The sequence below is a fragment of the Rhodococcus sp. BP-332 genome (assembly GCF_019836065.1).
Taxonomy (GTDB): domain Bacteria; phylum Actinomycetota; class Actinomycetes; order Mycobacteriales; family Mycobacteriaceae; genus Rhodococcoides.
In genome coordinates this window covers 1,101,524-1,127,829 of the sequence record NZ_JABUEC010000002.1, presented here as the reverse complement: position 1 = coordinate 1,127,829, position 26,306 = coordinate 1,101,524, and the positions used below count along the sequence as shown (strand labels likewise).

26 protein-coding genes are annotated in these 26,306 nt (G+C 69.5%); 16 read left to right on the top strand and 10 right to left on the bottom strand.

Annotation, left to right across the window (positions count from 1 at the left end; genetic code table 11):
• Nucleotides 1–170 precede the first annotated feature (170 nt).
• Entirely contained in the window at nt 171–869 is a 699-nt protein-coding gene (locus tag HQ314_RS11000; RefSeq protein ID WP_222632541.1) for a TMEM165/GDT1 family protein, read from the top strand.
• On the opposite strand, the gene HQ314_RS10995 is transcribed toward HQ314_RS11000, so the two are convergent.
• Nucleotides 811–1,305, bottom strand: a complete 495-nt coding sequence (locus tag HQ314_RS10995) for a nucleoside deaminase (RefSeq protein WP_222650013.1) — start codon at nt 1,303–1,305, stop codon at nt 811–813. The genes HQ314_RS11000 and HQ314_RS10995 overlap by 59 nt on opposite strands.
• A gap of 84 nt (nt 1,306–1,389) precedes the next feature.
• Between HQ314_RS10995 and HQ314_RS10990 the strand changes: the two genes are divergently transcribed.
• Nucleotides 1,390–2,157, top strand: coding sequence for an SDR family NAD(P)-dependent oxidoreductase (locus HQ314_RS10990; RefSeq protein WP_222629296.1), 768 nt, complete (start codon nt 1,390–1,392; stop codon nt 2,155–2,157).
• A 114-nt stretch (nt 2,158–2,271) separates the two neighbouring features.
• Here HQ314_RS10990 and HQ314_RS10985 read toward each other — a convergent pair whose 3' ends face one another.
• The gene (locus HQ314_RS10985) at nt 2,272–3,903 is read right to left on the bottom strand and encodes a TM0106 family RecB-like putative nuclease (protein ID WP_197027802.1); all 1,632 of its coding nucleotides are present in this window, start codon (nt 3,901–3,903) and stop codon (nt 2,272–2,274) included.
• A 152-nt stretch (nt 3,904–4,055) separates the two neighbouring features.
• Here HQ314_RS10985 and HQ314_RS10980 point away from each other — a divergent pair, with 152 nt between their 5' ends.
• From HQ314_RS10980 to HQ314_RS21740, 5 genes are read left to right on the top strand one after another with little or no spacing between them, the layout of a single operon-like run.
• The gene (locus tag HQ314_RS10980; RefSeq protein WP_027505892.1) at nt 4,056–4,694 is read left to right on the top strand and encodes a DUF6474 family protein; all 639 of its coding nucleotides are present in this window, start codon (nt 4,056–4,058) and stop codon (nt 4,692–4,694) included.
• 57 nt (nt 4,695–4,751) lie between these two features.
• A complete protein-coding gene (locus HQ314_RS10975) occupies nt 4,752–5,249 on the top strand; it encodes a hypothetical protein (protein ID WP_222650012.1) in 498 nt (165 codons plus the stop codon).
• 16 nt (nt 5,250–5,265) lie between these two features.
• Nucleotides 5,266–5,931: a YcnI family protein gene (locus HQ314_RS10970; RefSeq protein ID WP_027505893.1), complete on the top strand. Its 666-nt coding sequence runs from the start codon at nt 5,266–5,268 to the stop codon at nt 5,929–5,931.
• The gene (locus HQ314_RS10965) at nt 5,928–6,434 is read left to right on the top strand and encodes a copper resistance CopC family protein (RefSeq protein WP_056440779.1); all 507 of its coding nucleotides are present in this window, start codon (nt 5,928–5,930) and stop codon (nt 6,432–6,434) included. The genes HQ314_RS10970 and HQ314_RS10965 overlap by 4 nt, the downstream gene beginning before the upstream one ends.
• A gap of 3 nt (nt 6,435–6,437) precedes the next feature.
• Nucleotides 6,438–7,373 carry a CopD family protein gene (locus HQ314_RS21740; protein ID WP_222650011.1) on the top strand — a complete coding sequence of 312 codons (936 nt, stop codon included), beginning with the start codon at nt 6,438–6,440 and terminating at the stop codon, nt 7,371–7,373.
• Here HQ314_RS21740 and HQ314_RS10955 read toward each other — a convergent pair whose 3' ends face one another.
• The 3 genes from HQ314_RS10955 to HQ314_RS10945 all read right to left on the bottom strand — a co-directional run bounded on the left by HQ314_RS10955 (nt 7,374) and on the right by HQ314_RS10945 (nt 11,452).
• Nucleotides 7,374–8,390, bottom strand: coding sequence for a CNNM domain-containing protein (locus HQ314_RS10955; protein WP_222650010.1), 1,017 nt, complete (start codon nt 8,388–8,390; stop codon nt 7,374–7,376).
• Entirely contained in the window at nt 8,387–9,781 is a 1,395-nt protein-coding gene (locus tag HQ314_RS10950) for a hemolysin family protein (RefSeq protein WP_222629311.1), read from the bottom strand. The genes HQ314_RS10955 and HQ314_RS10950 overlap by 4 nt, the downstream gene beginning before the upstream one ends.
• A gap of 126 nt (nt 9,782–9,907) precedes the next feature.
• A complete protein-coding gene (locus HQ314_RS10945; protein ID WP_222650009.1) occupies nt 9,908–11,452 on the bottom strand; it encodes a succinic semialdehyde dehydrogenase in 1,545 nt (514 codons plus the stop codon).
• 170 nt (nt 11,453–11,622) lie between these two features.
• On the opposite strand from HQ314_RS10945, the gene HQ314_RS10940 reads away from it, so the two are divergent.
• Nucleotides 11,623–12,390: a MerR family transcriptional regulator gene (locus HQ314_RS10940; protein WP_027505899.1), complete on the top strand. Its 768-nt coding sequence runs from the start codon at nt 11,623–11,625 to the stop codon at nt 12,388–12,390.
• A 61-nt stretch (nt 12,391–12,451) separates the two neighbouring features.
• Here HQ314_RS10940 and HQ314_RS10935 read toward each other — a convergent pair whose 3' ends face one another.
• On the bottom strand, nt 12,452–12,751 hold the full coding sequence (locus HQ314_RS10935) for a DUF6480 family protein (protein ID WP_231476342.1): 300 nt from the start codon (nt 12,749–12,751) through the stop codon (nt 12,452–12,454).
• Between the two features lie 138 nt (nt 12,752–12,889).
• Here HQ314_RS10935 and rraA point away from each other — a divergent pair, with 138 nt between their 5' ends.
• Complete coding sequence (gene rraA, locus HQ314_RS10930; RefSeq protein WP_056440786.1) at nt 12,890–13,384, top strand: ribonuclease E activity regulator RraA; 495 nt, start codon at nt 12,890–12,892, stop codon at nt 13,382–13,384.
• 8 nt (nt 13,385–13,392) lie between these two features.
• On the opposite strand, the gene HQ314_RS10925 is transcribed toward rraA, so the two are convergent.
• Together HQ314_RS10925 and HQ314_RS10920 are read right to left on the bottom strand one after the other, a co-directional pair.
• Complete coding sequence (locus tag HQ314_RS10925) at nt 13,393–13,590, bottom strand: RNA-binding S4 domain-containing protein (RefSeq protein WP_027505902.1); 198 nt, start codon at nt 13,588–13,590, stop codon at nt 13,393–13,395.
• A gap of 143 nt (nt 13,591–13,733) precedes the next feature.
• The gene (locus HQ314_RS10920) at nt 13,734–15,245 is read right to left on the bottom strand and encodes an aldehyde dehydrogenase family protein (RefSeq protein WP_222650008.1); all 1,512 of its coding nucleotides are present in this window, start codon (nt 15,243–15,245) and stop codon (nt 13,734–13,736) included.
• An 85-nt stretch (nt 15,246–15,330) separates the two neighbouring features.
• Here HQ314_RS10920 and lat point away from each other — a divergent pair, with 85 nt between their 5' ends.
• Nucleotides 15,331–16,668: an L-lysine 6-transaminase gene (gene lat, locus HQ314_RS10915; protein WP_222650007.1), complete on the top strand. Its 1,338-nt coding sequence runs from the start codon at nt 15,331–15,333 to the stop codon at nt 16,666–16,668.
• 60 nt (nt 16,669–16,728) lie between these two features.
• Entirely contained in the window at nt 16,729–17,538 is an 810-nt protein-coding gene (locus HQ314_RS10910) for an alpha/beta fold hydrolase (RefSeq protein ID WP_027505905.1), read from the top strand.
• Between the two features lie 4 nt (nt 17,539–17,542).
• Here HQ314_RS10910 and HQ314_RS10905 read toward each other — a convergent pair whose 3' ends face one another.
• Nucleotides 17,543–18,583: a nitronate monooxygenase family protein gene (locus HQ314_RS10905; RefSeq protein ID WP_156380436.1), complete on the bottom strand. Its 1,041-nt coding sequence runs from the start codon at nt 18,581–18,583 to the stop codon at nt 17,543–17,545.
• A 165-nt stretch (nt 18,584–18,748) separates the two neighbouring features.
• Here HQ314_RS10905 and HQ314_RS10900 point away from each other — a divergent pair, with 165 nt between their 5' ends.
• Both HQ314_RS10900 and HQ314_RS10895 read left to right on the top strand, forming a co-directional pair.
• The gene (locus HQ314_RS10900) at nt 18,749–19,975 is read left to right on the top strand and encodes a diguanylate cyclase (RefSeq protein WP_222650006.1); all 1,227 of its coding nucleotides are present in this window, start codon (nt 18,749–18,751) and stop codon (nt 19,973–19,975) included.
• A gap of 40 nt (nt 19,976–20,015) precedes the next feature.
• The gene (locus HQ314_RS10895) at nt 20,016–20,303 is read left to right on the top strand and encodes a hypothetical protein (protein WP_231476344.1); all 288 of its coding nucleotides are present in this window, start codon (nt 20,016–20,018) and stop codon (nt 20,301–20,303) included.
• Here the strand turns inward: HQ314_RS10895 and HQ314_RS10890 are convergent, their stop codons facing one another.
• Nucleotides 20,304–20,879: a TerD family protein gene (locus HQ314_RS10890; RefSeq protein ID WP_027505908.1), complete on the bottom strand. Its 576-nt coding sequence runs from the start codon at nt 20,877–20,879 to the stop codon at nt 20,304–20,306.
• Between the two features lie 224 nt (nt 20,880–21,103).
• Here HQ314_RS10890 and lysX point away from each other — a divergent pair, with 224 nt between their 5' ends.
• Genes lysX through HQ314_RS10875 form a run of 3 tightly spaced genes read left to right on the top strand, consistent with a single transcriptional unit; the run spans nt 21,104 to nt 26,262 of the window.
• A complete protein-coding gene (gene lysX / locus HQ314_RS10885) occupies nt 21,104–24,463 on the top strand; it encodes a bifunctional lysylphosphatidylglycerol synthetase/lysine--tRNA ligase LysX (protein WP_222650005.1) in 3,360 nt (1,119 codons plus the stop codon).
• Between the two features lie 9 nt (nt 24,464–24,472).
• Nucleotides 24,473–25,357, top strand: coding sequence for an alpha/beta fold hydrolase (locus HQ314_RS10880; protein WP_261781506.1), 885 nt, complete (start codon nt 24,473–24,475; stop codon nt 25,355–25,357).
• 26 nt (nt 25,358–25,383) lie between these two features.
• Nucleotides 25,384–26,262 carry an oxygenase MpaB family protein gene (locus HQ314_RS10875; protein WP_222650003.1) on the top strand — a complete coding sequence of 293 codons (879 nt, stop codon included), beginning with the start codon at nt 25,384–25,386 and terminating at the stop codon, nt 26,260–26,262.
• Nucleotides 26,263–26,306: the final 44 nt, after the last annotated feature.

The window sequence follows — 26,306 nt, the reverse complement described above, 5'->3', positions numbered from 1 at the left end:
CGGTGAACCGAGCTGCCACCCACGTGGCAGCAGGTGGGCGAGACCTTTCGTCGACCGGCCGGCCTCCGGCCTTCCCGCACCGGTCCCGATGACCGCACGGTGCGCTGCACCGAGCGTCGGCCAGGTTCTCCCCTCGTGTCGGCCGACGCGCCCTGTCCTGGAGGTTCGACGTGCTCGCCGCCCTGCTGCTCAGCTTCGGAGTCATCTTCGTCGCCGAACTCGGTGACAAATCCCAGCTGATGGCCATGACGTTCGCCCTGAAGTACCGCTGGTGGGTCGTCATCGGCGGCATCACGGTCGCCACGACGCTCGTCCACCTCGTCTCCGTCGCCGTGGGCCACTACCTCGGTGTCGCGCTGCCCACGCACCTGATCGGCATCGTCGGCGGCGTCGCGTTCCTGGTCTTCGGCCTGTGGACGCTGCGCGGCGATTCGCTCGACGACGAGGAGAAGACGAAGGCCGACCGGGTGACGAAGTCCGCCTTCATCGCCGTCGCGTCCGCCTTCTTCCTCGCCGAGCTCGGCGACAAGACGATGTTGGCCACCGTCACGCTCGCCTCCGACAACGACTGGGTCGGCGTGTGGATCGGCTCGACGCTGGGCATGGTCGCCGCCGACGCTCTGGCCATCGTCATCGGCGCGACCCTGGGCAAGCACCTGCCCGAGCGGCTCATCACCCTCGGTGCCGCGACCCTGTTCTTCGTCTTCGGCGTGTGGCTGATCCTCGAGGGGCTGCTTCCCGGCACACCCGTCGGACTGATCGCCGCAGCCGTGGTCCTCGCCCTCGGTATCGCGGCGACGAGCTGGACTCTCACTCGTCCGACGGCAGACCGGCATTCCGACGATGAAGTGACCGCATCTCCGCGCTGACCTCCGGTACGGGCCCCCGCACCCGGATCCGCGGCGCCACATCGCCGATGGGCAGCGCGGCGACAGGGCCCGGCTCCAGACCCCACTCCGACCGCCACGCGGTGAGCTGAGCACTCGTCACCGCGACGACGATGTCGCCGAGCCCCACCCACGCGTGCGCCGCCGAACACATCGGGCAGTGCTCCCCCGATGTGTACACCGTGGTCCGGGCGCGCCCGTCGGCCGTCAGGTTCCGCACGGCCCACTCCACGATCGTGAACTCGGGATGGCGCGTCGAGTCCCCGCCGCCCACGCGATTGCGGTCCTCGAAGAGCACCTGACCGTCCGCGTCGACCAACACCGACCCGAACGGCTCGTCACCGGCGTCGAGTGCCTCGCGCGCGAGCGCGACACAACGCCGGACATGGACCTCGTCTGCCGAACCGGGGAACGTCATGTCCCGAGTCTGCACCCACCGACTAGGGTTCGTTTCAGTGAGCGGCCGGTAACCGAGTCGGCCGTCCGACGAGAGGACACGGCAGTGGAGATCGCGGGAACAGCGGCATTGGTCACCGGCGGCGCATCGGGGCTCGGCGCGGCCACGGCGAAGCGGTTCGCCGACAACGGCGTCACCGTCTTCGGCCTCGACCTGCAGCAGTCCATCGACAAGGCCGGTGACTCCGTACCGGACGGCGTGACGCTCATCGCCGCCGACGTCACCAGCGACGAGGAGGTACGGGCCGCCCTCGCACAGATCGGCGAGGCCGGCGTCCCGCTGCGCATCGTCGTGAACTGCGCCGGCGTGGGCTGGGCGGGACGCATCCTGTCCAAGAAGGGCGTGCACGATCTCGAGCTCTTCCGCACGGTCATCACCATCAACCTGCTCGGCACCTTCAACGTCATGCGTCTGGCGGCCGATCACATGCAGACGCTGCCGACCGTCGACGAGGCCGGACAGCGCGGCGTCATCATCAACACCGCGTCGGTGGCCGCGTTCGAAGGCCAGATCGGTCAGATCGCCTACTCCGCCTCCAAGGGCGGCGTGCACGGCATGACCGTCCCCGCGGCGCGCGACCTCGCCCAGGTGGGCATCCGCGTCAACACCATCGCCCCCGGCATCGTCGACACCCCGATGCTCGCCGGCGTCACCCCGGAGTACCGCGCCGGCCTCGAGGCGGGCGTCCCGTTCCCGTCCCGACTCGCTCAGCCCACCGAGTACGCGCAGCTCGCACAGATGATCGTCGAGCACGACTACCTCAACGGCGAGACCATCCGCATGGACGGCGCACTCCGGATGGCACCGCGGTAACTGCTCGAAAAAAGTTCTTCGTCACCACCCATCCACACCGGGTACTGGGACGAATCACATCTTGAGACGCTCGTCGTCGCTGCCAACCCCCGACTGGTAGCGATGGCGAGCGTTTCACTTCGTTACAGAGGAAATCCCGCCGAGCTCGTCCGCAGTCGGAATCTCCCGCGCGGCCGCCCCATCCATCCAGACCCGCAGCGCGCGGGTGGCCTGCACGTCGTCCTCGTTGTACTCGAGCAACCGCGTGCGTTGCGACGCGTCGACGTCTCCGTCGTATCCCACCGCGCGGCGGTACCAGGCCATCGACGCCTCGCCGCCCGCCTCGTCGTCCCGCCAGTGGAAGCCCGCGACCGGTGCGACCTTCTTGAGGCCCTTGCCCGACGGACACACGAAGTTCTGGGACACCGCGATGTAGATGTCGACCCAGTCCGGCCCGTCGATGAACTCCCGCACCTCGGCCTCGGTGGGGACACCGGGCATGCCGGCGAACCGGCGCGCGGATCCCAGCAGCCACTTGTCCTCGGCGGCGCGCGAGTAGCAGTAGGCCGCGAACGTCAGGCCCTCCGCGTGCGCGTCCGCACGCACGCCCTGCATCCAGGACCAGAACTCGCCGAACGAGCGCGCCTCGTCCATCGTGGGAACCGGTTCCCACGTCACGAAGGCGCGGTACTGCGGCTCGGCACCGTCCCGCCGGTCGAGGAGCGTTCCCCACATGTAGGCGCCGTGCTCCTGGTAGCTCTCCATGTCGACGTCCACCTCGACGTCCGCCCGCTGGACCGTCACGGTGTCGCGGCGCCGGACGAGAGGCAGGTCGGCGATCCATGCACGGGCGATGACGACCGTCTCGTCGAAGTCGCCGTGCGGCCACTCGTCGGGCACGCCGCCCGTCCAGTCCGCCAGGTCGTCGATGGTGACGATGCCCGCGGACCGCAGGGCGTCCGCTCGCGACCCCGCCGCCACCAGCGAGACGTCCCGCGTGCGCCGCAGGGTCTCCCCGCACTCGGACCACCACGGACAGGACCGACATTCCGACACCTTCGACGGCGACGTGACGACCGAGCCCGACGCGATGGCCAGTCGGTCACCGAAGCGCGTGTCGTACTCCGCCTCGACCGCCGTCAGATCGTGCACGAGCATCACCTCGGCACCGAAGCCGATGACACCGGCTCGCGCCGACACACCGGCCTGACCGATGCGGCCCAGGAGCCGATGCACGTGCACGGCCGCCAACTGGTCCCGTAACTGCGGTCGCACCTTGCGCGTGGGATCGAGAGCGGGGGCCCACGACGTGAACGGCGTGGTCACCGCGCCGCTTCCCGGATCGGTGACCTTGTGGTTGACCACCAGTACCGGGATGTACCCGCCGTCCGGATCGCGCACCAGCATGTCGCACCGGCCACGCCGACCGGCGTCCTCGTCGTCGGCGAAGGTCGCGTTCCAGATGCGCTCGACACCGGACTCGCACGCCGCGCGGGTGGCGCGGACCTGCATCGAGCGGGACATCGACGGGGAGACCACCACCCACGACTGCGGATCCGCGGCGACCAGGGTGTCCCGGATCTCGGCTCGGTACGCGGCGGCCGCCTCCCGGCGCATCTGCACCCCCGCGTCCTCCGCGGTGTCGACGAGCAGAGAGCGGTAGGCGGTGTCGAGATACACGCGGTGGCGGCACCGGGTGAGCGACGACGCGTCGATCAGCACGGAGGGGCCGGACGCCGGAGCGGGGGGCGGCACGACGTGGGACATTCTCGCAGCGTAGATCCACGGGCCGACACCTCACGCGGATGCAGCGCACCCGGAGCGGACCGATAGGCTGGCGGCAGGCATTCAGGCGCTCGTCGGTCATCCGGTCGGAGCGTTCTGGCGACGTAGTCGGACACGATAGGGGCACGTACACCATGGCTCTGCGCAAGAAGCGTTCTCGCCGTGCGACCCGGAAGGCCGAGGCCAAGGCCCTGCGCCACAAGGCGGGCCTCGAGGCGAAGTACACCGCCCGGAACGAGCGCAAGCATCTGAAGAAGCTGGCGAAGAACGACGCCAAGGCGCTGACCAGCCAACAGAAGGTGGATCAGGCGCACATCAGGACCCTGGCCGCTCGGGAGAAGGCCGCGCGCGAAGGCAAGATCAACGCGGCGAAGGTGCGCAAGTACGTCGGCATCGGTCGCGTCTTGGCCCCCGTCCTCGTGCCGATCGCGTACCGCGCGGCGACCCTCCTGCGGGGTCAGCTCGACCAGTACCGGGCCGGCCGCATCGGCGTCGACGTGAAGGAGCTCGGCCAGTACACCGGACACGGCGCCAAGCTCAGCGCTCGCATCGTCGGTGCCGAGCGTTCCGTCGCCGAGGTCGCCGCGTCGCACCAGGACGCCGAGACGGGCGCCTTCGCCGATGCGATCCGGTCGCGCCTGACCGAGCTCACCACCGCGGTGCACGCCGCCGAGCAGATGCCGCCGTCGCGCCGCAAGCTGGCTCACGGCGCCATCTCCGACGAGCTCGACGGCATCGAGGCCGACATCCTCGCGCGCCTCGGCGTGCGCTGATCCCTGCCTGAGTCGACGATGGGGACCGAGCGCACGCGCGTGTGGCGTGGTGGTGCCGTGGGAGCACTCACGGCCACGCTCGCCGTCGCCGCGCACGGTGTCGGCGGTGGTGGCGTGCCCACCTCGTCCGCTCTCTCCCTGCTGCTCGCCGTCGCGATCGGTGCGGGCGTGCTCGCCGCCGGTGTCGGGACCGCCCGGACCGGCCCCCTCCCGATCCTCCTGTGGCTCGTGGGCGGACAGGTCGTCGCGCACGAGGCACTGGCCGCCGTCGCGGAACACGCCCACCCGCTCGACGCGTCGATGCTCGCGGCGCACGCCGTCGCCGTCGGTGTCGGCGCAGTCCTGGTCGCCTCGTCGGAGCGGCTGTTCGCCGCGATCACGTCGGTGCTGCGCGCACCGCGGCTCACGTTCTCGCCGCCGCGTCGCCCCCGATCCGTCACCGCCACCGCGCCGCTCGATCGGCCGGTTCCCGTACCCGTTCTGTCCGCCGTCTCCAGGAGAGGACCACCGCAGGTGCTCGTGCAGCCACTCACACCGCGGTACTCCCTCACCTGAACGGAAGACATCTGTCATGACCAGCTTCTCCACGCGTGCCCTGGGCACGAGTGTCCTCACCGCCGCCGCCCTCCTCGCCTCCGCAGGACTGGCGTCCGCCCACGTCGTCGTGTCCGCTCCGGACGCGGCACAGGGTGGATACGGCGTTCTCACCTTCCGGGTGCCGACCGAGTCGGAGGCGGCGTCCACCACCTCCGTCACCGTCCAGCTGCCCGGCCTCACCTCGGCCCGCACGCAGCCCATGCCCGGCTGGACGGCCGTCGTCGAACGTTCGGCGGACGAACTCGCCACCTCGGTCACCTGGACGGCGGATCCCGGCAACCCCGGTGTCGGGCCCGGACAGTTCGAGCAGTTCCAGCTCTCGGCCGGCCCCCTGCCGGAGGAGGAGAGCGTGTCCTTCCCGGCCCGCCAGACCTACAGTGACGGCGAGGTCGTGAACTGGGACCAGCCGACACCGGAGGACGGTACCGAGCCCGAACTGCCGGCTCCCACACTGGAACTCGCGGCGAGCAGCGGCGATCATCACAGCAGCCCCACGGTGTCGTCAGCGTCCTCGACCACCGAGGCCGCCGCGTCGTCGTCCGACACCACGGCCCGGTGGCTCGGCGGGATCGGCCTGGTTCTCGGAGCACTCGGTGCCGCACTCGGGATCGGCGCCACGGTGCGGAGTCGACGCTCGTGAGCCGGTTCCTCGCTCTGCTGCTCGCCCTCGCCGCGGCGCTGCTGCTCGGCACCTCGACGGCGTCCGCGCACTCGGTGGTGGTGTCCAGCTCCCCCGAGAACGAGAGTTCCGTCGATCAAGGTCCGGCGGAGGCGACGGTGACGTTCAACGAGGCAGTGCAGTCGCAGTTCGCCTCGCTGACCGTCGTCGGTCCCGACGGCAACCTCTGGTCCGACGGTGACCCGCGGGTGTCGGGTTCCACCGTCGCGGTGGACCTCCGAGAGCTCGGGCCGACGGGCACATACACCATCGCGTTCCGCGTCACGTCAGCCGACGGCCACCCCGTGAGCGGTACTCGGACATTCGAGCTGACGACGGCCGGCACCGGGACCCCCGGTCCCGCGGCCGACGCCGGCGCGTCCTCGACCGAGTCGGGGGGCGGTGTGCCGCTCTGGCCGTTCCTGGTCGCCGCCGCGGTGGTGTTCCTCGGCGGTCTCGCGTTCGCTCTGCGGAAGAAGAACTGAGTCGTGGCCGGAACGACGACGGCGCGGTGGTCACCGCTCGCCGTCGTTCCGGCTGCACTGCTCGGAGTGATCGCCGCCCTCGTACTGGCGCCCTCCGACCTTCCGCTCGACTCCCTCGTGCGGACCGGTGCCGACGTCGCCGGTGCCGTGGCGCTCGGGTTCGGTCTGCTGATCCTGTGGGCCCGCGATTCCCGGCACGTCGACGACCACCTCGCGTGGCGCGGCGCCCTCGTCGCGGCCGCGTGCTGGGCAGTCTCCGAGGTCACGCTGCTGGTGCTGGGGGCGGCGCGGTCCGATGCCGTCAGCGCCACCGCGGTGTCGCTCGGCACGTTCACCGACTACGTCCAGAACATCGCGAACGGCCGGATCGGCTCCGCGGTCGTGGTCGTCGCGCTCGCGATGGCCGTGCTGGCGGCCACTGCCCTCCGCACCGATCTGGAAGTCTCCGGCATCGTCGTCGTCGTACCCACCGCCGTCGCCCTCATCGCTCGCCCGATGACCGGCCACATGGCGCAGCACGCCGTCGGCGCGCTGCTCGTCGCCGTGCACGTCGTGGCGGCATCGGTGTGGCTCGGGCTGCTGGTCGCGATGGCGGTGACCCTGCGGTCACGGACCGCCTGGGCGGATCTGCTCCCGCGCTACTCGGCGGCCGCGCTGTGGTGTGTGGTCGCCGTCGCCGTCACCGGTGTCGTCAACGCCGCCGTGCGGCTCACCTCGGTGACCGCCCTGGTCGACACCGACTACGGGCGGCTGATCCTGCTCAAGTCGGTCCTGCTGGTCGCCCTGGTGATCGGCGGGTGGTGGCGACGGCGCACGTGGGTGAGCGTCATCGGTGCCCACACCACGCACGCCACGGTCTCGACGCGGCGTGCCGTCGTCGAGACCGCGGCGATGGCCGCGGCGTTCGGCGTGGCCGCCGCACTGGCGACCACGGCCTGATCACGCGGGCAGCGGGTCCGCGCTGGGCAGCAACCGGACGAGCACGTCCGACATGGTGATGACACCGACCACCGCACCGCCGTCGCGCACCACCGCGAGATGGTTGCGGGTCTCCCGCATCTCCGCGAGCGCGACGTACACGGGCGCGGCGGCGTCGAGCTCGAAGGCCGGTCGCACGAAGTCGTCCACCGAGCGGGAGTCCTCCGCCTGCAACGTGTCTCGCACGTGGACCAGACCGATCACGTCGGCGCCGTCCCGCACGAGGATGCGCAGATGGCCCGTGCGCAGCGACGCCGCCCGCACGTCGGCGACCGTCGCCGTCGTCGCCACCGCGGTGGGCTCGGAATCGATGCGCACGAGGTCCGCCACCGTGAGCTTCTGCAGTTCCAGCGCACTCGAGAGCTGATCCGAGTAGCCCTTGTCCAGCGATCCGACACTCACCGAGTGCGCGACCAGCTGCTCGAGATCGTCCGGGTTCTGGCCCGACATCACCTGATCGGCCGGCTCCACACCGGCCCGGCGCAGCAGTGCATTCGCCATTCCGTTGAGCGACACCAGGATCGGGCGGGTGAAGAACATGAAGACACGCATCGGGATGGCCAGCATCGTCGCCGACTTCTCGGGATGCGCGATGGCCCACGACTTCGGCGCCATCTCGCCGACGACCAGGTGCAGGAAGGTCACGATGACCAGGGCCAGGACGAAGCCGAGCACGTCGGATGCCCAGTAGGGCAGACCGAGTGACTCGAACAGCGGCCGGAGCCAGTAGTGCACGGCGGGCTTGGTGAACGCACCGAGTGCCAACGTGCACAACGTGATACCCAGCTGCGAGCCGGCGAGCAGCACCGTGAGCTCGGTGGAACTGCGGAGAGCGGCGCGCGCCGACCGCGAATCGGCCGCCGCGTCCTCGAGCCGGTGCCGCTTGGCGGCGAGGAGCGCGAACTCGACGGCGACGAAGAAGGCGCTGAGCGCGATCAGGCCGACGGTGACGACGAGGAACACCAGGGGGTTGCTCACAGCGCGTCCTCCGTCTCACTCATGGCCGGGACGTCGTCGGAAGTGCGCTCCACGACCTCGAGCGTGACCGACGACGGCACGTGGTTGTCGATCTCCTGAATCCTCATGACGAGGAACCGTCGGGGCGGTTCGGCGTCGGTCGCGAGGTCACCGGGGTCGATGGGCAGCTCCAGTTCGATGACGTCGCCGACCTCGGGAAGCGATCCGTGGACGCTTATGGCCAGTCCGGCGATGGTCTCGATGTCACCCTCCGGAAGTTCGCGGTCCAGAGCACGTTCCACCTCGTCGAGGTGGACGTCGCCGGCCACCGTCCACACACCGTCGTCGCCGGGCACGGGTTCCGCGCCGTCGGCGTCGTCGTGCTCGTCGGTGATCTCGCCGACGAGCTCCTCGGCCAGGTCCTCGATGGTGACGACACCGGTGAAGGAGCCGTATTCGTCGATGACGCAGGCGAGTTGGTTCTTCGACGCGCGAAGCTCCCCCATGGCGTCGGGGAGCATCTGGGTCTCGGGGAGCACCAGTGCGTCGCGGGACAGCACGGCGACCGGTGTGTCGCCGGGCAGGTCGGTGGCGAGCACGTCGCGCAGGTGCACGACGCCCTCGATCGAGTCGTCGGCATGGAGCACCGGATACCGCGAGTGCTCGACGCTCATGAGGGCGCGCACCTCGGCGATGGTGGAGTCGGAGCGCACCGTAGCCACCTTCGCGCGGGGGATCATCGCGTGACCCGTGGTCTGGGTGGGGAAGTCGAGGATGCGGTCGAGCAGTGTGGACAGCTCCTCGGGCAGGTCACCGGTGCCCCGGCTCTCGGCCACGATGTGTTCGAGGTCGCGCGGGGTCGCCGAGTGCTCGACGTCGTGGACCGGCTCGATCTTCAGCGCCTTCAGCAGCGCGTTGGACGAGGCGTCGAAGATACGGATGAGCCAGCCGAACAGCTTGAGGTAGATCGTCGTCGACAGCGAGAGCCATCGCGCGACGGGTTCGGGGCGGGCGATGGCGAAGTTCTTGGGGAACAGCTCGCCGAAGAGCATCTGCACGAACGTCGACACCACCAGCGCCGTCACCGCACCGACGGCGAGTCCGACACCGCTCGGAATGCCGACGCCGCCGAGCAGAGTCCCGAGGGACTGTCCGATGAGCGGCTCGGCGAAGTTACCGACGAGCAGGCCGGTGACGGTGATGCCCAACTGAGCGCCCGAGAGCATGAAGGACGTGCGCTTCGTGACGGCCAGGGTGCGCGCGGCGACGGTGTCACCCGCTTTCGAGCGCGCTTCGAGCCTCGACCGGTCCACGGTCATGTAAGCGAATTCCTGGGCCACGAAATAGCCTGTGCCGGCGGTGATTCCGACGACGACGACGATACCGAGGAGAAGCGTCAACAACTCGCTCATGTGCCGGTCACCGCCCTGGTCGCATCGGTCGATACGAGGGGGGCCATGACCGGCCCGGGTTTGTCGCTGTCCATTCGTCCTCTAGTCGCTGCGGGTGTTTCGCCCGATTCTACGGGATGCGCGCCGCTACCGTCCCGGCACGTACTTCAGCGCCCGGATGAAGATCGGCAACGCCTTCGCCCAGAGCTTCGGAGGCAGCCGTCGTCCGCCGAGGTTGATCAGGCGCGTCGTGGAGACGGTCTGCGACTCGGTGTACTTCAGGACGCCGTCCGGTCCGTGTCGACGACCGACGCCCGAGACACCCATGCCGCCCATCGGCGCACCGGTGCTTCCCCAGGTCGGCGCGTACCCCTCGTCCACGTTCACGGTGCCGGCGTGCAGTCGCGCGGCGATGGCCTCGCCCTGCGCCTTCGTCTTCGCCCACACGCTGGCGTTCAGTCCGTACTCGGTGGCGTTGGCCCGCTCGACAGCCTCGTCGACACTGGCGACGGGGTAGATGGAGACGAGGGGACCGAACGTCTCGGCTCCCCAGCACTCCATGTCGTCGGTCACGCCGGTGAGCACGGTGGGCTCGTAGAACAGCGGGCCGATGTCGGGGCGTGCCTTGCCGCCGGCGACCACGGTCGCACCCTTCACCTTCGCATCGTCCACGTGGTTCGAGATGGCCTTGACCTGGTCCTCCGAGATGAGGCTGCCCATCTCGACCCCGAACTCGTACGTGGCGGCCAGCGTCATGCGGCGCACCCGCTCACCGAACGCGGCGGTGAACTTGTCGGCGATCGACTTCTCGACGTAGATGCGCTCGATGGAGATGCAGAGCTGACCGGAGTTGGAGAAGCAGGCACGGACGGCCGCGTCGACCACCTCGGGGATCTTGGCGCCGGCGGCGACGATCATGGCGTTCTTGCCGCCGAGCTCGGCGGAGAACCCGATGAGTCGCCGACCGGTCTGCTCGGCGAGAAGCTGGCCGGTGGCGGTGGAACCCGTGAACATCAGGTAGTCGGAGGTGTCGACGATGGCGGTGCCCACCACCGATCCGGGGCCGGGAACCACGGCGAAGAGGTCACGGGGCAGACCGGCCTGGTAGAGCAGTTCGACACATGCGAGCGCGCAGTACGGCGTCTGGCTGTCCGGCTTCAGCACGATGCCGTTGCCGGCCATCAGAGCCGGGATGGCATCGGACACCGCGAGGGTCATCGGGTAGTTCCACGGCGAGATGATGCCGACGATGCCTTTGGGCTGGTAGTTGACCTGCGTCTTGGTCAGCACGGGAAGCATGCCCTTGACGCGCTTGCTCTTCAGCAGTTCGCCGGAGACCCGCGCGTAGTGCCGCGCCGTCATCGCGATGTCGAGGACCTCCTCCTGGGCGGCGGACCGGGACTTCCCGGTCTCTGCCTGCGCCAGGTCGATGAGCGACGCCCGGTGCTTCAACACGAGGTCGCGATACTTGTGGAGGATCTTCGCTCGATCTGCGATGGACGTCGTCGCCCACCGCTTCTGGGCTGCGCGGACCTTGTCGTTCGCCGCCAGCACGTCGTCGCGGGTGCCGACGGGGATGGTCGCCATCTCGCGGCCGGTGAACACCTCGATGACGGGCTTGGTCTCCCGGCCCGGTGCGACCGAGGCGAGGGCGACTAGTCGTGTGAACGTGTCTGCGGTCGGCGCTGACATGCGTATCTCCCAGTGGCGGATGAGTGTGACGACGGTTGACGGATACACCGTCGGTATCGACACGGTACGCCAGGAGTGCGTTCGGACACAGCCCCTGACCGGACGCCTCGGCGGATCGGGCCAAGATTGTGCTTGACCCTCACGCAACGGGAGGCAGGACAGTGACCGGTGTGAACGATGCACTGACCGTGGGACAGGTCGCCGCGCTGGCAGACGTCAGCGTGCGCACCCTGCACCACTACGACGCGGTGGGGCTGGTGGTGCCCGGCGGCAGGTCTCCTGCGGGATACCGCACCTACTCCTCGCAGGACGTGGAGCGCCTGTACTCCGTGCTGACCTATCGCGAACTCGGGTTCCCGCTGACCGAGATCAAGGAGATACTCGACGATCCCGCCGCGGACGCGCTCGAGCATCTCCGACGGCAGCGCACCCTGCTCGACCGGCGCATCGCTCACCTGACAGCCATGGCGAACGCCGTGGACACCGTGATCGAGAGGAAGACGATGGGTACGAACCTGACCCCGGCCGAGCAGCGTGAGATCTGGGGCGACGACTGGGCCGGCGAGAAGTACGAGGACGAGGCCCGCGAGCGTTGGGGAACCACCGACGCGTGGGCCCAGAGCACGGAGCGCACCGCCGCGATGTCGGCCGACGACTGGCGTGCGATCAAGGCCGACACCGAACAACTCGAGGCTGATCTCGCGGCGGCGATGCTCCGCGGCGTGGAGCCCGGTTCGGACGAGGCCGACGTCCTCGCGGAACGCCACCGAGCGTCGATCGACCGCTTCTACGACTGCGACCACGCAATGCATGTCTGCGTGGCCGGGATGTACACCGCCGACGAGCGGTTCCGCGCGCACTACGACGGGCGGGCCGCCGGGCTGGCGGAGTGGATCGTCGCCGTCGTCGGAGCGAACGCCCGCGAGAACGGGGCCTGACACACGGACGGAGCACGAGGCCGAGAGGCCACGTGCTCCGTCGTCAGTTCTGTCGGGGGCTCTAGACGAGGCCCGCGATCCTGCCCACGACACCGAGGACGATCAGCACCACGACGACGCCGACCGCGACCAGGAACACGATCGCGGGTGTCCGAGTGCGCTGAGGCGGTTCATGATTGGGACCCGCGGCCGACGTGGAGTCCGGCGGCGTGTCACCCGGCACGATGCTGCCACCGGGTTCGAGTCCTGCAGTCTCTGCGGGATCGGGGTTCTGGCCGGACATGGGGTGGTCCTCTCGGGTGGCGTCGCGCGCAGTCTCGTCACCGGTGTGACCGTCGTTGCCGTCGTGACTTGTACTCATGACGTGCGGGTTCCCCCGACCTGCACCGTCCAATCGACCTCGAGGGACCGAACCGCCGACGCACCTACCGCCGCCCCGGCGGGTGTCCCCGACAGCGTGACCCGACGTGCCGAAGGACTGCCGCTAGCCTGTGACGCCATGAGCACCTTCATCGCGACCGCCGATCTCGCCGACACCATCGGGCCGGACATCCGGAGCTGCGACACGCAGTTCCGTCAGCTCGGGGCCGTGCGGGAGTTCTGCGGACCCATCACCACCATTCGCTGCTTTCAGGACAACCTGCTGGTCAAGCAGACATTGTCGGAGCCCGGCAACGGCGGAGTCCTGGTGGTCGACGGCGACGCGAGTGTCCACACCGCCCTCGTCGGCGACATCATCGCCGGGCGCGGTGTGGACAACGGGTGGGCGGGCGTCATCGTCAACGGTGCCGTGCGCGACTCGGCCATCCTGACGACTCTCGCCATCGGGGTGAAGGCGCTGGGAACCAACCCGCGCAAGAGCACGCAGACAGGGTCGGGTGAGAAGAACGTCACAGTCGAGTTCGGCGGAGTTACCTTCATCCCCGGCGAGTTCGTCTACAGCGACGACGACGGTGTCGTCGTCGCGGCGCAACCCCTCCCGCCTCAGGGCTGACCGGCAGCTCAGGCCTGAGCGACGCGGGCGGACACCCCGCCGACGGTGACGGTGTCGCCCGCACGGAGCTGACGTCCTCGGCGCAGTTCGGTCTCACCGTTGACTTCGACGAGACCGTCCGCGATGACGGCCTTCGCCTCGGACCCCGACTCGATGAGGTCGGCCAGCTTGAGGAACTGCCCCAGCCTGATCACCTCGTCGCGGATCTCGACCGTTCGATCGCTGCTGTGATCCCGGCCGTCCTCCGGCCTTCCCGCGTGATCCCGGCCGTCCTCCGGCCTTCCCGCATGATCCCGGCCGGCCTCCGGCCTTCCCGCATGATCCCGGCCGGCCTCCGGCCTTCCCGCAGTCACAGGAACGTCACCCCCTGGGCGAGCGGCAGCTCCGAGCTGTAGTTGACCGTGTTGGTGGTGCGTCGCATGTAGGACTTCCAGGCGTCACTGCCCGATTCGCGCCCGCCACCGGTCTCCTTCTCGCCGCCGAACGCGCCGCCGATCTCCGCGCCCGACGGGCCGATGTTCACGTTCGCGATGCCGCAGTCCGACCCTGCCGCCGACAGGAAGCGTTCCGCCTCGCGCAGGTCGGTCGTGAAGATCGACGACGACAGCCCCTGCGGTACGTCGTTGTGGAGGGCGATGGCCTCGTCCAGATCGCTGTAGGTCATGACGTACAGAATGGGCGCGAACGTCTCACGGCGCACCACGTCGGTCTGCGCGGGCATCCGCACGATGGCCGGCTGGACGTAGACACCGTCCTCGGCGCCCGCCACTCGCACCCGCTCACCACCCGCGACGACGGTGCCGCCGTCCTTCCGCGCGAGCTCCAACGCGTCGGCGTACCCGTCGTGCGCGGCCTCGTCGATCAGCGGTCCGACCAGCGTCGACGAGTCGAGCGGCGACCCGACGGGCAACGACGAGTACGCGGTACCCAGTCGGTCGACGAGGGTGTCGGCGACGGACTCGTGCACGATGACGCGGCGCAGGGACGTGCACCGTTGACCGGCCGTGCCGGCCGCGGAGAACACCAGGCCGCGGACGGTGAGGTCGAGATCGGCGCTCGGACAGACGATCGCGGCGTTGTTGCCGCCGAGTTCGAGGAGCACGCGGCCGAACCGTGCCGCGACGCGGGGGCCCACCTCGCGGCCCATGCGGGTCGATCCGGTGGCGGAGACCAGGGCGATGCGCGGATCGTCGACGAGGGTCTCACCGACGGCACGGTCACCGACGACGAGTTGCGCCACCGCCGGCGACACCCCGGCACGGCGTGCGGCTTCCTCGAACAGCGCCTGCACGGCCACCGCGGTGACGGGCGTCTTCTCCGACGGCTTCCACACCACCGTGTCGCCGGCGACGAGGGCGAGCACGGTGTTCCACGACCACACCGCGACCGGGAAGTTGAAGGCCGTGATCACGGCGACGACTCCGAGTGGGTGCCACTGCTCCATCATCCGGTGGCCGGGCCGCTCGGTGGCGATGGTGTTGCCGTAGAGCTGGCGGGACAGTCCGACGCCGAAGTCGCAGATGTCGATCATCTCCTGGACCTCGCCGAGGCCCTCGCTGACGATCTTGCCGGCCTCGATGGACACCAGCTCACCGAGTGCGTCCTTGTGTTCGCGGAGCAGTTCACCCAGCTCACGCACCAGACCGCCGCGTACCGGCGCGGGAACGAGAGACCACGACGGGTAGGCGTCCGCGGCTGCGGCGATCACCGAGTCCACGTCGCTCGTGAGCGGCACGTGGCCCAGCACCGCACCGGTGATCGGGCTGGTCGCGGCCAGGCCGGAGTCGTGGTCGAGCGGCGCGGCCCCGACTGCGGCGAGCAGCTCGGACGTACGGGCGGACAGGTCGACGGTCGATGTCATGGATTCATTGTCTCCGATGGTCGTGACAGGATTTATTCCGGCCCAGCTGTTGTTTGACAGTATTTTATCGCGTACTTTCGCCTTCATGACGCAGGTACTGCCATCGCGGCCCACCACCCCCGTTCCCGCCGGTGCGCCGGAGTCGGTCCACGACGTGCTGTCGCGCCACATCCTGGCCGACGGCTTCGACATGGTTCTCGACCTCGAGCGGTCGCACGGCTCCACACTCGTCGATGCGCGGACCGGTGCGTCCTATCTCGACATGTTCACGTTCTTCGCCTCGAACGCGCTCGGGATGAACCATCCGTCGCTCGCCCGCGACGACGAGTTCCGGGCGGATCTGCTGACGGCCGCGCTGCACAAGCCGAGCAACTCCGACCTCTACTCCGAGCCGATGGCCCGCTTCGTCGCGACCTTCGCGCGCGTGCTCGGCATCCCCGAACTACCCCACCTCTTCTTCGTCGAGGGCGGTGCGCTCGCCGTCGAGAACGCCCTGAAGGTGGCCTTCGACTGGAAGAGCCGGTTGAACGAGTCCCGCGGTCTCGACCCGGCACTGGGCGGACGGATCCTGCACCTCGAGCACGCCTTCCACGGCCGGTCGGGCTACACCATGTCGCTCACCAACACGGATCCGATCAAGGTCGCGCGTTTCCCGAAGTTCGACTGGCCCCGCATCCCGTCGCCGTACCTGCGCGAGGGCGCGGACATGGACGCTCTCGAGGCGCGCTCACTGGCCGCTGCGCGGGCCGCGTTCGAGTCGTTCCCCGACGACATCGCCGCCGCCATCGTCGAGCCGATCCAGGGCGAGGGCGGCGACCATCACTTCCGACCGTCGTTCCTCCTCGGGCTGCAGGCTCTGTGCCACGAGTTCGACGCATTGTTCGTCGTCGACGAGGTCCAGTCCGGGGCGGGCATCACCGGCACCGCGTGGGCGCACCAGCAGCTGGGCATCGAACCCGATGTCCTCGCCTTCGGCAAGAAGACCCAGGTGTGCGGCATCATGGCGGGCCGCCGCGTGGACATGGTGCGCGACAACGTCTTCGAGGTCGGATCCCGGATCAACTCGACGTGGGGCGGCGGCCTGGCCGACATGGTGCGGGCACGGCGGATCCTCGAGGTGATCGAACGCGACGGCCTCATCGCCCGCGCCGCGGAGAGGGGCGCGATCCTCGGCGCCGCTCTCGACGCACTCGCGGTGCGTCACCCGTCGATCTCCGACGTGCGGGGACGCGGCCTGTTCCGGGCGTTCTCACTGCCGGACACCGCGACTCGCGATCGACTGATCACGCGGCTCCTCGTCGACGAGCGGGTGATCATGCTGGGGTGCGGCTCGCGCAGCGTCCGGTTCCGTCCCGCGCTGACCGTGACCGAGGAGGCGCTGGCCGACGCCGTCGCGGCGATCGACCGGGTTCTCAGCTCATGAACGGATTGTCTGTGTACGCCGAGTGACAGGCACTGCGCCGGGCTCCGCTACCATCCGCCCATGACACTGCGCTACGACGTCGACGGTCACGGTCCCACCCTCGTACTGGTGCACGGAGTCGTTCACCGCCGCCAGGCGTGGGACGCGGTGCTGGACCTGCTCACGCCCTATCGGCGGGTCGTGACCGTGGACCTGCCCGGGCACGGGGAGTCGGAGCCGCTGCACGAGTCCGGTGAGAACGTGCTGCTCACGCTCCAGAACGAGGTCACCGAGTTCGTCCGCGAGATCGAGGAGCCGGACCACCAGGTGCACATCGCCGGCAACTCGCTCGGCGGCTACGTCGCGCTGTGTCTCGCCGCGCAGGGTGAGGTGGCGTCGGCCACCGCGCTGTCCCCCGCCGGCTTCTTCCTCAACCACACCGACCAGGCTCGAACCATGGTGACGTTCCGCGCGATGCGGACCGTCGCGCGCACGTTCGGCAAGGCCACACCGACGGCGCTCAAGATGCGGGCGGTGCGGTACCCCACGCTGCTGCCGTTCTTCGCGCATCCGAGCAGGGTGTCGTACGAGGCCGCCGTCGTCGACGCCTCGTCACTCACCACCAACGCGATGATCGACGCGGGCATCGACGCGCCGTTCGAGTTCCCGCCACTCACCGAACCGCTGGTGCCGGTGACGGTGGCGTGGGGCACGCGAGACCTGATCCTGCCGCACTACCAGGTGCGGGGCGTCCGTCGCCGCTTCCCGCACGCCCGCGTCATCTCGGTCCCCGGGGTCGGCCACGTGCCGATGACGGACAACCCCGAGCTGATCGCGTCGATCCTCCTCGCGGGAAGTCAGGACCGGTCCCCGACCGCAGACCCGTCCTGAGGTTCTAGGCGGTCTCCATCTCGGCGACGATCCGCGCGACGATGTCCGCGGCCGGCGCGGCGATCACCGAACGCCACCCGGTACCGGCCCACAGGTTGGGCACGTCCGCTCGGCCGGCAGCCGTCGCCGCGGTGCGGATCGGGCCCGTGATCGCGTTGACATCGGGATAGCCGGCCGGTGCGGAGGCCGTGAACTGCGCCGCGAACTCGTTCTCGAGTCCCCGAGCCGGTCGTCCCGAGAACGCACGCGTCACCACGGTGCGCCGGTAGCGACGGTCCAGCAGTGCGGCGCGGTGCACCGCCGAGGTACCGGCCTCGTCGGAGCACAGGAACGCGGTGCCCATCTGCGCAGCGACGGCGCCGAGCCCGAGAGCGGCCACCACGCCGGACCCGTCCATGATCCCGCCGGCCGCGATCAAGGGCACGTCGACCGACAGTCCGACGGCGAGCAGCAGGGACGGCAGCGACATCGCGTCACCGCCTCGAGGAGACGACGCGTCGTCCGTGAAGACGCCCCGGTGTCCACCGGCCTCGCTGCCCTGGACGACGAGCATGTCGGCCCCGTCCTCGACGGCCTCGCGGGCCTCGTCGACCGAGGTGACCGTCCCGATCATCAGGGCGCCGATCTCGTGCACGCGGGCGGTGAGCTCGGCGCCGGGTCGACCGAACGTGACCGACACGGCCGCCGGGCGGTGGGCGAGCACCACGTCGATCACCGCGTCGATGTCGTCGGGGCCGGGTGTCGCCGGGCCGGGTTCGACCCCGAACTCGGCGGCTATCGGGGCCAGCGCGGCGCGGTACGACTCCATCTCGTCGGCGACCGCGATGTGCGCTGACGGGAGGAAGAGATTGACGCCGTACGGCGCCGACGTGAGGGACTCGATCTCGGAGAGCCGGCCGTCGAGCGCCTCCGGGCTCAGCAGCGCTCCGGCCAGGAACCCCAGGCCACCGGCATCGCTCACGGCAGCGGTCAGGGCGGGGGTGGACGGGCCTCCGGCCATCGGCGCGCACACGACGGGAAGCCTGGCAGGGAACACAGCGGTCATGCGGCCGATCGTACGTCGAGGGATGATCTCGGCTACCTACCACGAATACCCGATCTTTCACCGGTTTCGGGCCGACCAAACCGACTACACGTACACTTCACTGGTCACCAGCAGGGACACACGCCGCGTCGGGGGTCGCATCGAGTTCGAAGGGATTCTCCACGCATGTCGCACCCGACCCGTCCGCCGGTCACGCAGCGCGTCCGCGCGTCCCGCGATCGCGCTCGCCCGGGTCGACACAGCGGATCCCGGCGCATCCGCAACGCGCAACGCAGGCCCCTCACCCACCGGCCTCGGGACAGCGCACTCGACGTCGTGCGTCGGTGGCTGACCACGCCGCACGATTTCGACTGGATCTTCGTCCATCACTCCACCCGGTCCATCCACGGCATCATCCGGCTGGTCTTCGCCGGCGCGGTGCTGCTCAACGCGACCGTGTCCATGTTGATGCTCGCCTCGCCCAACGGCCCCTCCGGCACGCCGGCGATCGTCTACGTCTTCCTCGTGCTGGCACTGCAGATCGCCGCGATGATCTGGGTGCTCACGGGACCGACGCCGGACACGAAGGCGCAGTTCCTCGGGTTCCTGATCTTCGGCGACGTCGGCATCACGTCCGTGATCCTGCTGGACACCCCGACGTCGGCACTGATCGGCACCTTCCTGTTCGCGATCAACGGCGCTCTCTGCACGTTCTTCCTCAGCCCACGAGTGCTGCTCGCCCATCTCGCGTTCACCAATGCCGTCATCGTCCTCATCGGCACCCTGGCGTACGTCCAGAACCTGTGGGGGCCGTGGGACGCGATCGCCGCGGTGCTGGTGGCCAGCGGCGCGAGCAGTGGGGTGCCGGTCTTCGCGTCCATCGCGTGGTCACTCGTATCGACGGACGCGAAAGCCTCGGACCTCGATTCGCTGACCGGCGTCAGGAACCGCCGCGGTCTGCAGAACTCGGTCGAGGATCTGTGGGAGACGGCACTCGCGACCACATCGCCCGTGGTGGTCGTGATGATCGACATCGATCGTTTCAAGAGCGTCAACGACCGCTTCGGACACGATCAGGGCGACACCGTGATCGTCCTGGTCGCGACCCGGCTCGCCGAGCTCTTCGACGGCCACGGGGTGCTCGCGCGAACCGGCGGCGAAGAGTTCGTGGCGGTCCTCACCGATGTGGACGGTGACGTCGAGTCGGTGGTCGCCCGTGTCACCGAGACGGTCCACGATCGACAGGACACCATTCCCGTGACCGCCAGCGTCGGCGTCGCCGTGTTGAATCCCGACTCGTCGCTGTGGAGTTCCGGACCCGGGGCGATCGACCGCGCGACGCGGGGTGCGGACTCGATGATGTACCGAGCCAAGGCCGCCGGCGGGCATCGGCTGCTCTCGACCTTCCTGTGACACCCGCCCTGCATCGGACCCAGACGAGGAAACCCACCCCGTGATCGACATCTTCCACGCACTCGTGGTCATGAACTCGCTGTTCGCCGCGTCGGCGTGGTGCCTGGCGCGGCCGAACGCCTGGTCGATCTCCGCGGTGGTGCTCGCGTCGATCGGCTGGCTGCTCTTCAACGCGCCGCTCGAGGGCCGTGTGCTGGTGGTGTTCTCACTCCAGCACGGATTCACCGAGTCGGACGTGCTGTCCATCGTGGGCATGATCATCGGGGCGGTCGGCATCGTGCGCGCGAGGCGACGAGCCGACCGCCCCGAGGTCAGGCGTCGAGACTGATCAGACGCTGATGCCGAAGTCGCGGGCGATGCCGGCGAGTCCGGAGGCGTAGCCCTGGCCGACGGCGCGGAACTTCCACTCCGCACCGTTGCGGTACAGCTCGCCGAAGACCATGGCGGTCTCCGTCGAGGCGTCCTCGGTGAGGTCGTAACGGGCGAGCTCGGTGCCGTTCGACTTGTCGATCACACGGATGTAGGCGCCGCGGACCTGGCCGAACGACTGCGAGCGCGCGTCGGCCTCGTAGATCGAGACGGGGAACGTGACGATGTCGACGGTGGACGGGACCGCTGCGAGATCGACGTCGATGACCTCGTCGTCGCCGTCGCCCTCACCGGTCTTGTTGTCACCCGTGTGCTGGATCGAGCCGTCCGGAGTCTTCAGATTGTTGAAGAAGACGAAGTACTCGTTGCCGGGCGCCTTCTTGTCCGGGCCGAGCGCGATGGCGCTGGCGTCGAGATCGAAATCCGTTCCGGTCGTCGTGCGCAGATCCCATCCGAGTCCGACGGACACCGCGGTCAGATTCGGTGCGGCCTTCGTGAGAGACACGTTGCCACCCTTGGTCAGGCTGACGCCCATGTGAGAGATCCCTTCTCGTTTCGCCCGATTCATCCGTATTCGGATCGGTGCTGCCCGGCCAACGAACCCGACGTCGTTCCGGTTCCCGGCCCTTCGTGACGACCCGCCGCGCAGCACAGGGCGCGCGGCGGCATCGAACGCTGCATAGTTGTCTGTCACAGCCTGTGTCCTGCGGAGCACGGGCTCGTCCCGTCATCCACGGTCCCGGCAGGAGGCGCTCGATCATGGCCACACAGGCGACCCCGGCGGCATCCGCCGCGGGCACTGCATCACCGTCCCCGTCAGGCCTGTCCGACGCGTCCCGCGTCGCCCGCGCCGATCGCCGGTCGCGCCACAAGGGGCGCCTGCGGCAGGTGCCGCACCACGTCGGCCTCGTGCTCGGTGTCTACGCGACGCTGGTCCTCCTGTGGAGCCTGTCACCCGCGCTCCGAGCCCTCGTCCACGTACCCCGCGAGTGGCTCGACTCGTACGTCATCGACGCTCCCGACACGAGCCTGTCCTACGGCTTCGTGGTCGCGCTGGTCGCCGCGGCGCTGTCGACGCGCAAACGCGTCGCGTGGTGGATCGCTCTTCTCTACACGGCCGGATCCGCGGTGGTGAACGTATCGACCCTGGTGGACGATCCCGGCAGCGTCGGGTCCTGGATCGGACTCGTCCTGCAGGTCGCGGTGCTCGCACTGCTGCTCGCCTCCCGCACCGAGTTCGACACCAAGGTCCGACGCGGCGCCGGATGGAAGGCACTCGGTGTTCTCGTCACCGGTCTGATCGTCGGCATCCTCGCCGGCTGGGCGCTGCTCGAGGCCTTCCCGGGTTCGCTGCCGCGGAACGAGACCTTTCTGTGGTCACTCAACCGAGTGGCCGGCCTGGCACTGGTGGACAACGAGCAGTTCAGCGGCCGACCACACGGATTCCTCAACTTTCTTCTGGGACTGCTCGCCTTCGTCGCCCTCGCCGCGGCGGTGGTGACACTGTTCCGCTCGCAGCGTGCGAGCAACGCCCTCACCGGCACGGACGAGTCGGCGCTACGCGGACTCATCGCCCGCTCCGGCCACGACGACTCGTTGGCCTACTTCGCCACCCGCCGCGACAAGGCGGTGGTCTTCGCACCGAACGGCAAGGCCGCCATCACCTATCGCGTCGAGGTCGGAGTGTGCCTCGCCAGCGGCGATCCCATCGGCCTCGAGGAGTCCTGGCCTCACGCGATCGAGGCGTGGCTCGAGATGTCGTCTCGGTACGGGTGGGCCCCGGCGGTGATGGGAGCGAGCGAGACCGGTGCCGCCGCGTTCCGGCGGGCGGGACTCGCCGTGCTCGAACTCGGCGACGAGGCGATCCTGCAGACCCGCTCGTTCAGCCTGAACGGACCCGACATGCGCCCGGTGCGCCAAGCGGTCAATCGGGCGCGCGGCAAGGGCGTGACGGTGCGCATCCGACGGCATCGCGACATCCCCGAGGACGAGTGGCCGGGCATCGTCGAGCGTGCCGACCGCTGGCGTGACACCGAGACCGAACGAGGGTTCTCCATGGCACTCGGGCGCCTCGGCGACCCTCTCGACGGCGACTGCCTGCTCGTCGAGGCCGTGCTCGATGCGGACGACCGCGTCGTCGGCACCCTCTCCCTCGTGCCCTGGGGCGCGAGCGGAGCATCGCTCGACCTCATGCGCCGTGATCCCGCCTCACCCAACGGCACCGTCGAGCTCATGGTCTCCGAGCTCGCGTCCCGCTCGGACACCGTGGGCATCACCAAGGTGTCCCTGAACTTCGCCGTCTTCCGCTCCGTGTTCGAGGAGGGCGGCCGCATCGGTGCGGGACCTGTTCTGCGCCTGTGGCGTTCGACGCTCGTGTTCTTCTCGCGATGGTGGCAGCTCGAGGCGCTGTACCGATCGAACCTCAAGTACCAGCCCGAGTGGGTACCGCGGTACCTGTGCTTCGAGGACAACCGCGATCTGCCGAAGGTGGGTACCGCATCGGCCATCGCGGAGGGCTTCCTCACGCTGCCGGGCCTCGGTGCACGCACTCACACCGGCACCCGACAGGCTGTTCCCGCCGCGCTGCTGGCCGACGGCACGCTGCACGCCGACGGGAGCGAGCCCGACGACACACCCGTCGACACGCTGCCCGGCCGGCGACGGCCGGAACAGGTCCGGGTGCGGATATCCAAGCTGGACAGGCTCTCCGCGGACGGCGTCGACGCCTACCCCGTCGCGCATCCGCCCACCCACACCGTGGACTCCGCGGCGAACGCCCCGGAGGGCACCACCGTGCGCGTGTCCGGTCGCCTGCTGCGCATCCGCGACTACGGCGGCGTCGTCTTCGGCCTCGTGCGCGACTGGAGCGGGGACCTGCAGATCCTCCTCGACAGCGAGCGCATCGATCGAGATCGGTTGCGACGCTTCACGTCCGATTTCGACCTGGGCGACCTGATCTCCTGCACGGGAGTGGTCGGTCGCAGTCGCACCGGAGCGCTCGCGCTGCTGGTGAGCGACTGGCGCATGAACGCGAAATCGCTGCACCCGCTGCCCGACAAGTTCCGCGGGCTCACCGATCCCGAGGCGCGGGTGCGTCAGCGCTACGTCGACATGGAGATCAATCCGCAGGCGCGCGCCCTCATGCGTGCTCGCAGCGCGGTGGTGAAGTCGCTGCGCGACACGTTGGGCGACCGCGGATACATGGAGGTGGAAACGCCGATCCTGCAACAGATTCACGGCGGCGCGAACGCGGCACCCTTCCTCACGCACATCAATGCCTACAACCTCGATCTCTACCTCCGTATCGCGCCGGAGCTGTACCTCAAGCGGCTGTGCGTCGGCGGCATGGAGCGGGTCTTCGAGATCGGTCGCGTGTTCCGCAACGAGGGCGCCGACTTCAAGCACAATCCGGAGTTCACGATCCTCGAGGCCTACGAGGCGCACAGCGACTACGAGCGCGCGATGGTGTTGTGCCGGGAGCTGATCCAGCGCGCCGCCGTGGCCGCGCACGGCCGCGAGGTGATCTACCGGCCGGCCGAGGACGGCACCATGACGGAGATCGACATCTCCGGCGAGTGGCCGGTGAAGACCATGCACGGCGCCGTCGCGGAGAAGATCGGTGCCGACGTCCGGCCCGACACACCGCTCGCGGAGCTGCAGCGGCTGTGCGATCTGCACGACGTCCCGTATCAGTCGACCTGGGACGAGGGGGCCGTGGCGCAGGAGATGTACGAGCACCTCGTCGAGGACTTCACCGAGTTCCCGACGTTCTACACCAATTTTCCCACGTCGATGTCCCCGTTGACCCGGCCCCACCGCAGCATCGCGGGCGTCGCCGAGAAGTGGGATCTGGTGGCGTGGGGGGTCGAGTTGGGCACCGCCTACAGCGAGTTGACCGACCCCGTGGACCAACGCGCTCGTCTCACCGCGCAGTCGATGCTCGCCGCGGGCGGCGATCCCGAGGCGATGGAACTGGACGAGGACTTCCTCCAGGCGCTCGAGCACGGCATGCCGCCGACCGGTGGCCTCGGAATGGGTGTCGACCGGGTGGTCATGCTCATCACGGGCGGGTCGATCCGCGAGACCCTCGCGTTCCCGTTGGCCAAGCCGCGGAGCTGAATGTTTCACATGAAACCGAACGGCGAGGTGGTCGTCGACGTACTGGGGACCGCCGTGCACGTGGTGGTCTCCCGTCCTGACGCGGCGGCGGCGCCCGCCCCGGTCGTCGTGCTGTGCGGGGGGCTCGCCTCGACGTGGCACGACTGGATCGACGTGTCCGCGCTGCTGGTGGCGGCCGGCCACACGACGGTGGCCATCGATCGACCGGGCTTCGGCGACAGCGAACCGCTGCCTCCGGACCGGGTGCCGACGGTGCACGAGGAGGCCGATCGCATCCTCGCCGTCCTGGACGCCCTCGCGATGACGGACCCCGTGGTCCTGGTGGGGCACTCGATGGCCGGCTTCTACGTCGAGGGCTTCGCGCGGTCGTACCCCGCGCGCACGGCGGCGCTCGTGCTGCTCGACTCGAGCGTCGAGAAGTCGCCGTCGGCCCTGGTGCCGCCGCGCATCCGCATTCCGGTGACTCGCGTGATCGCCCGCATCGTCTCGGCCGCCGGTCTGCAACGGTTGCTCGCCGATCCGGTGCGCCACGTCCTGACGCAGGCCATTCCCCCGGACGGGTACGCGCCCGACCGAATCGACGATCTCCGCCGCATCTACCGCGATCCCTCCTATCTGGAGGCCGCCGCGATCGAGTACGCGGTGTACGCCGACATGGCCCTCGAATTGAACCGCCTGCGCCGCGCGACGCCCGTTCCGTCCGTCCCCGTCATCGTGGCGGCCGCGCACACGGGACGACGGACCCCGTGGGGAGCGCAGTGGTTGCGGCGCCAGCAGCGTCTGGCCCACTACCTCGGCGGCCGCTTCGCCGTGGTGTCCCCGTCGCACCACCACGCCATGATCGATCAGCCCCGGCGAGTCGCGGCGCTGGTGAGAACTGTCTCCGTCGGCTGATCGCCGCGCGAGCGCACACTGGAGAGATGAACCCTCTCAGTTCCGTCCAGCAGCGCGTCGGCGAGACCATCTTCGCTCGCATCGCGGGCGACGAGGGCCCCGCACGACGCGACCGCATCCACCTCTCCACCGGACCCCGGCGCTACGGCCCGGACTCCGCGGTACATCGCGTGCACAGCGACGCCTCGATGTTCGTCGGCGGCATGCGCGCTCTTCTGCTGCAGTCACTGCACCCTCTCGCGATGGCGGCGGTCGACCAGCATTCCGGATACCGCGGCGACCCCTGGGGACGGCTGCAGCGCACCAGCACCTTCCTCGCCGAGACCACGTTCGGCACCATCGAGGACGCGGAGCGCGCCGTGCGGATCGTGCGCGCCGTGCACAAGCGCATCACGGGTGTCGCGCCGGACGGGCGGCCGTACGCCGCGTCGGATCCGCACCTGCTGCGGTGGGTCCACGTCGCGGAGATCGACAGCTTCCTGCGCGCGCACGATCGTTACGGTGCCCGACCTCTCGATGCCGGCGGCCGCGACGCCTACGTCCGGGAGTCGGCCTGGGTCGCTCGCGGGCTCGGCGCCGAGGACGTGCCCGAGACGGTCGACGAGCTGAACGAGATGCTGGCGATGTACCGGCCCGAACTGCGCGGCACTCCCGCAGCACGTCGCACCGCCCGCTTCATCCTGCTCAACCCACCGATCCCGTTGGCAGTACGCCCCGCCTACGGTCTGCTGTCGTCGGTGGCGGTGTCGATGATGCCGCGCTGGACCCGTTTCCCGCTCCGGCTCCCCTACCTCCCGATCACCGAGGCCACCGCCGTGCGCGCGAGCGGCATCGCCGTCACCACCGCCATCCGGTGGGCTCTGGGTGCGGGCCCGACGGTGCAGGATGGGCGCGAAGCGGGCTGAGGAGGGCGGCGGGCCTCCCGGGCATCGGATCACAGGTGCGGCCG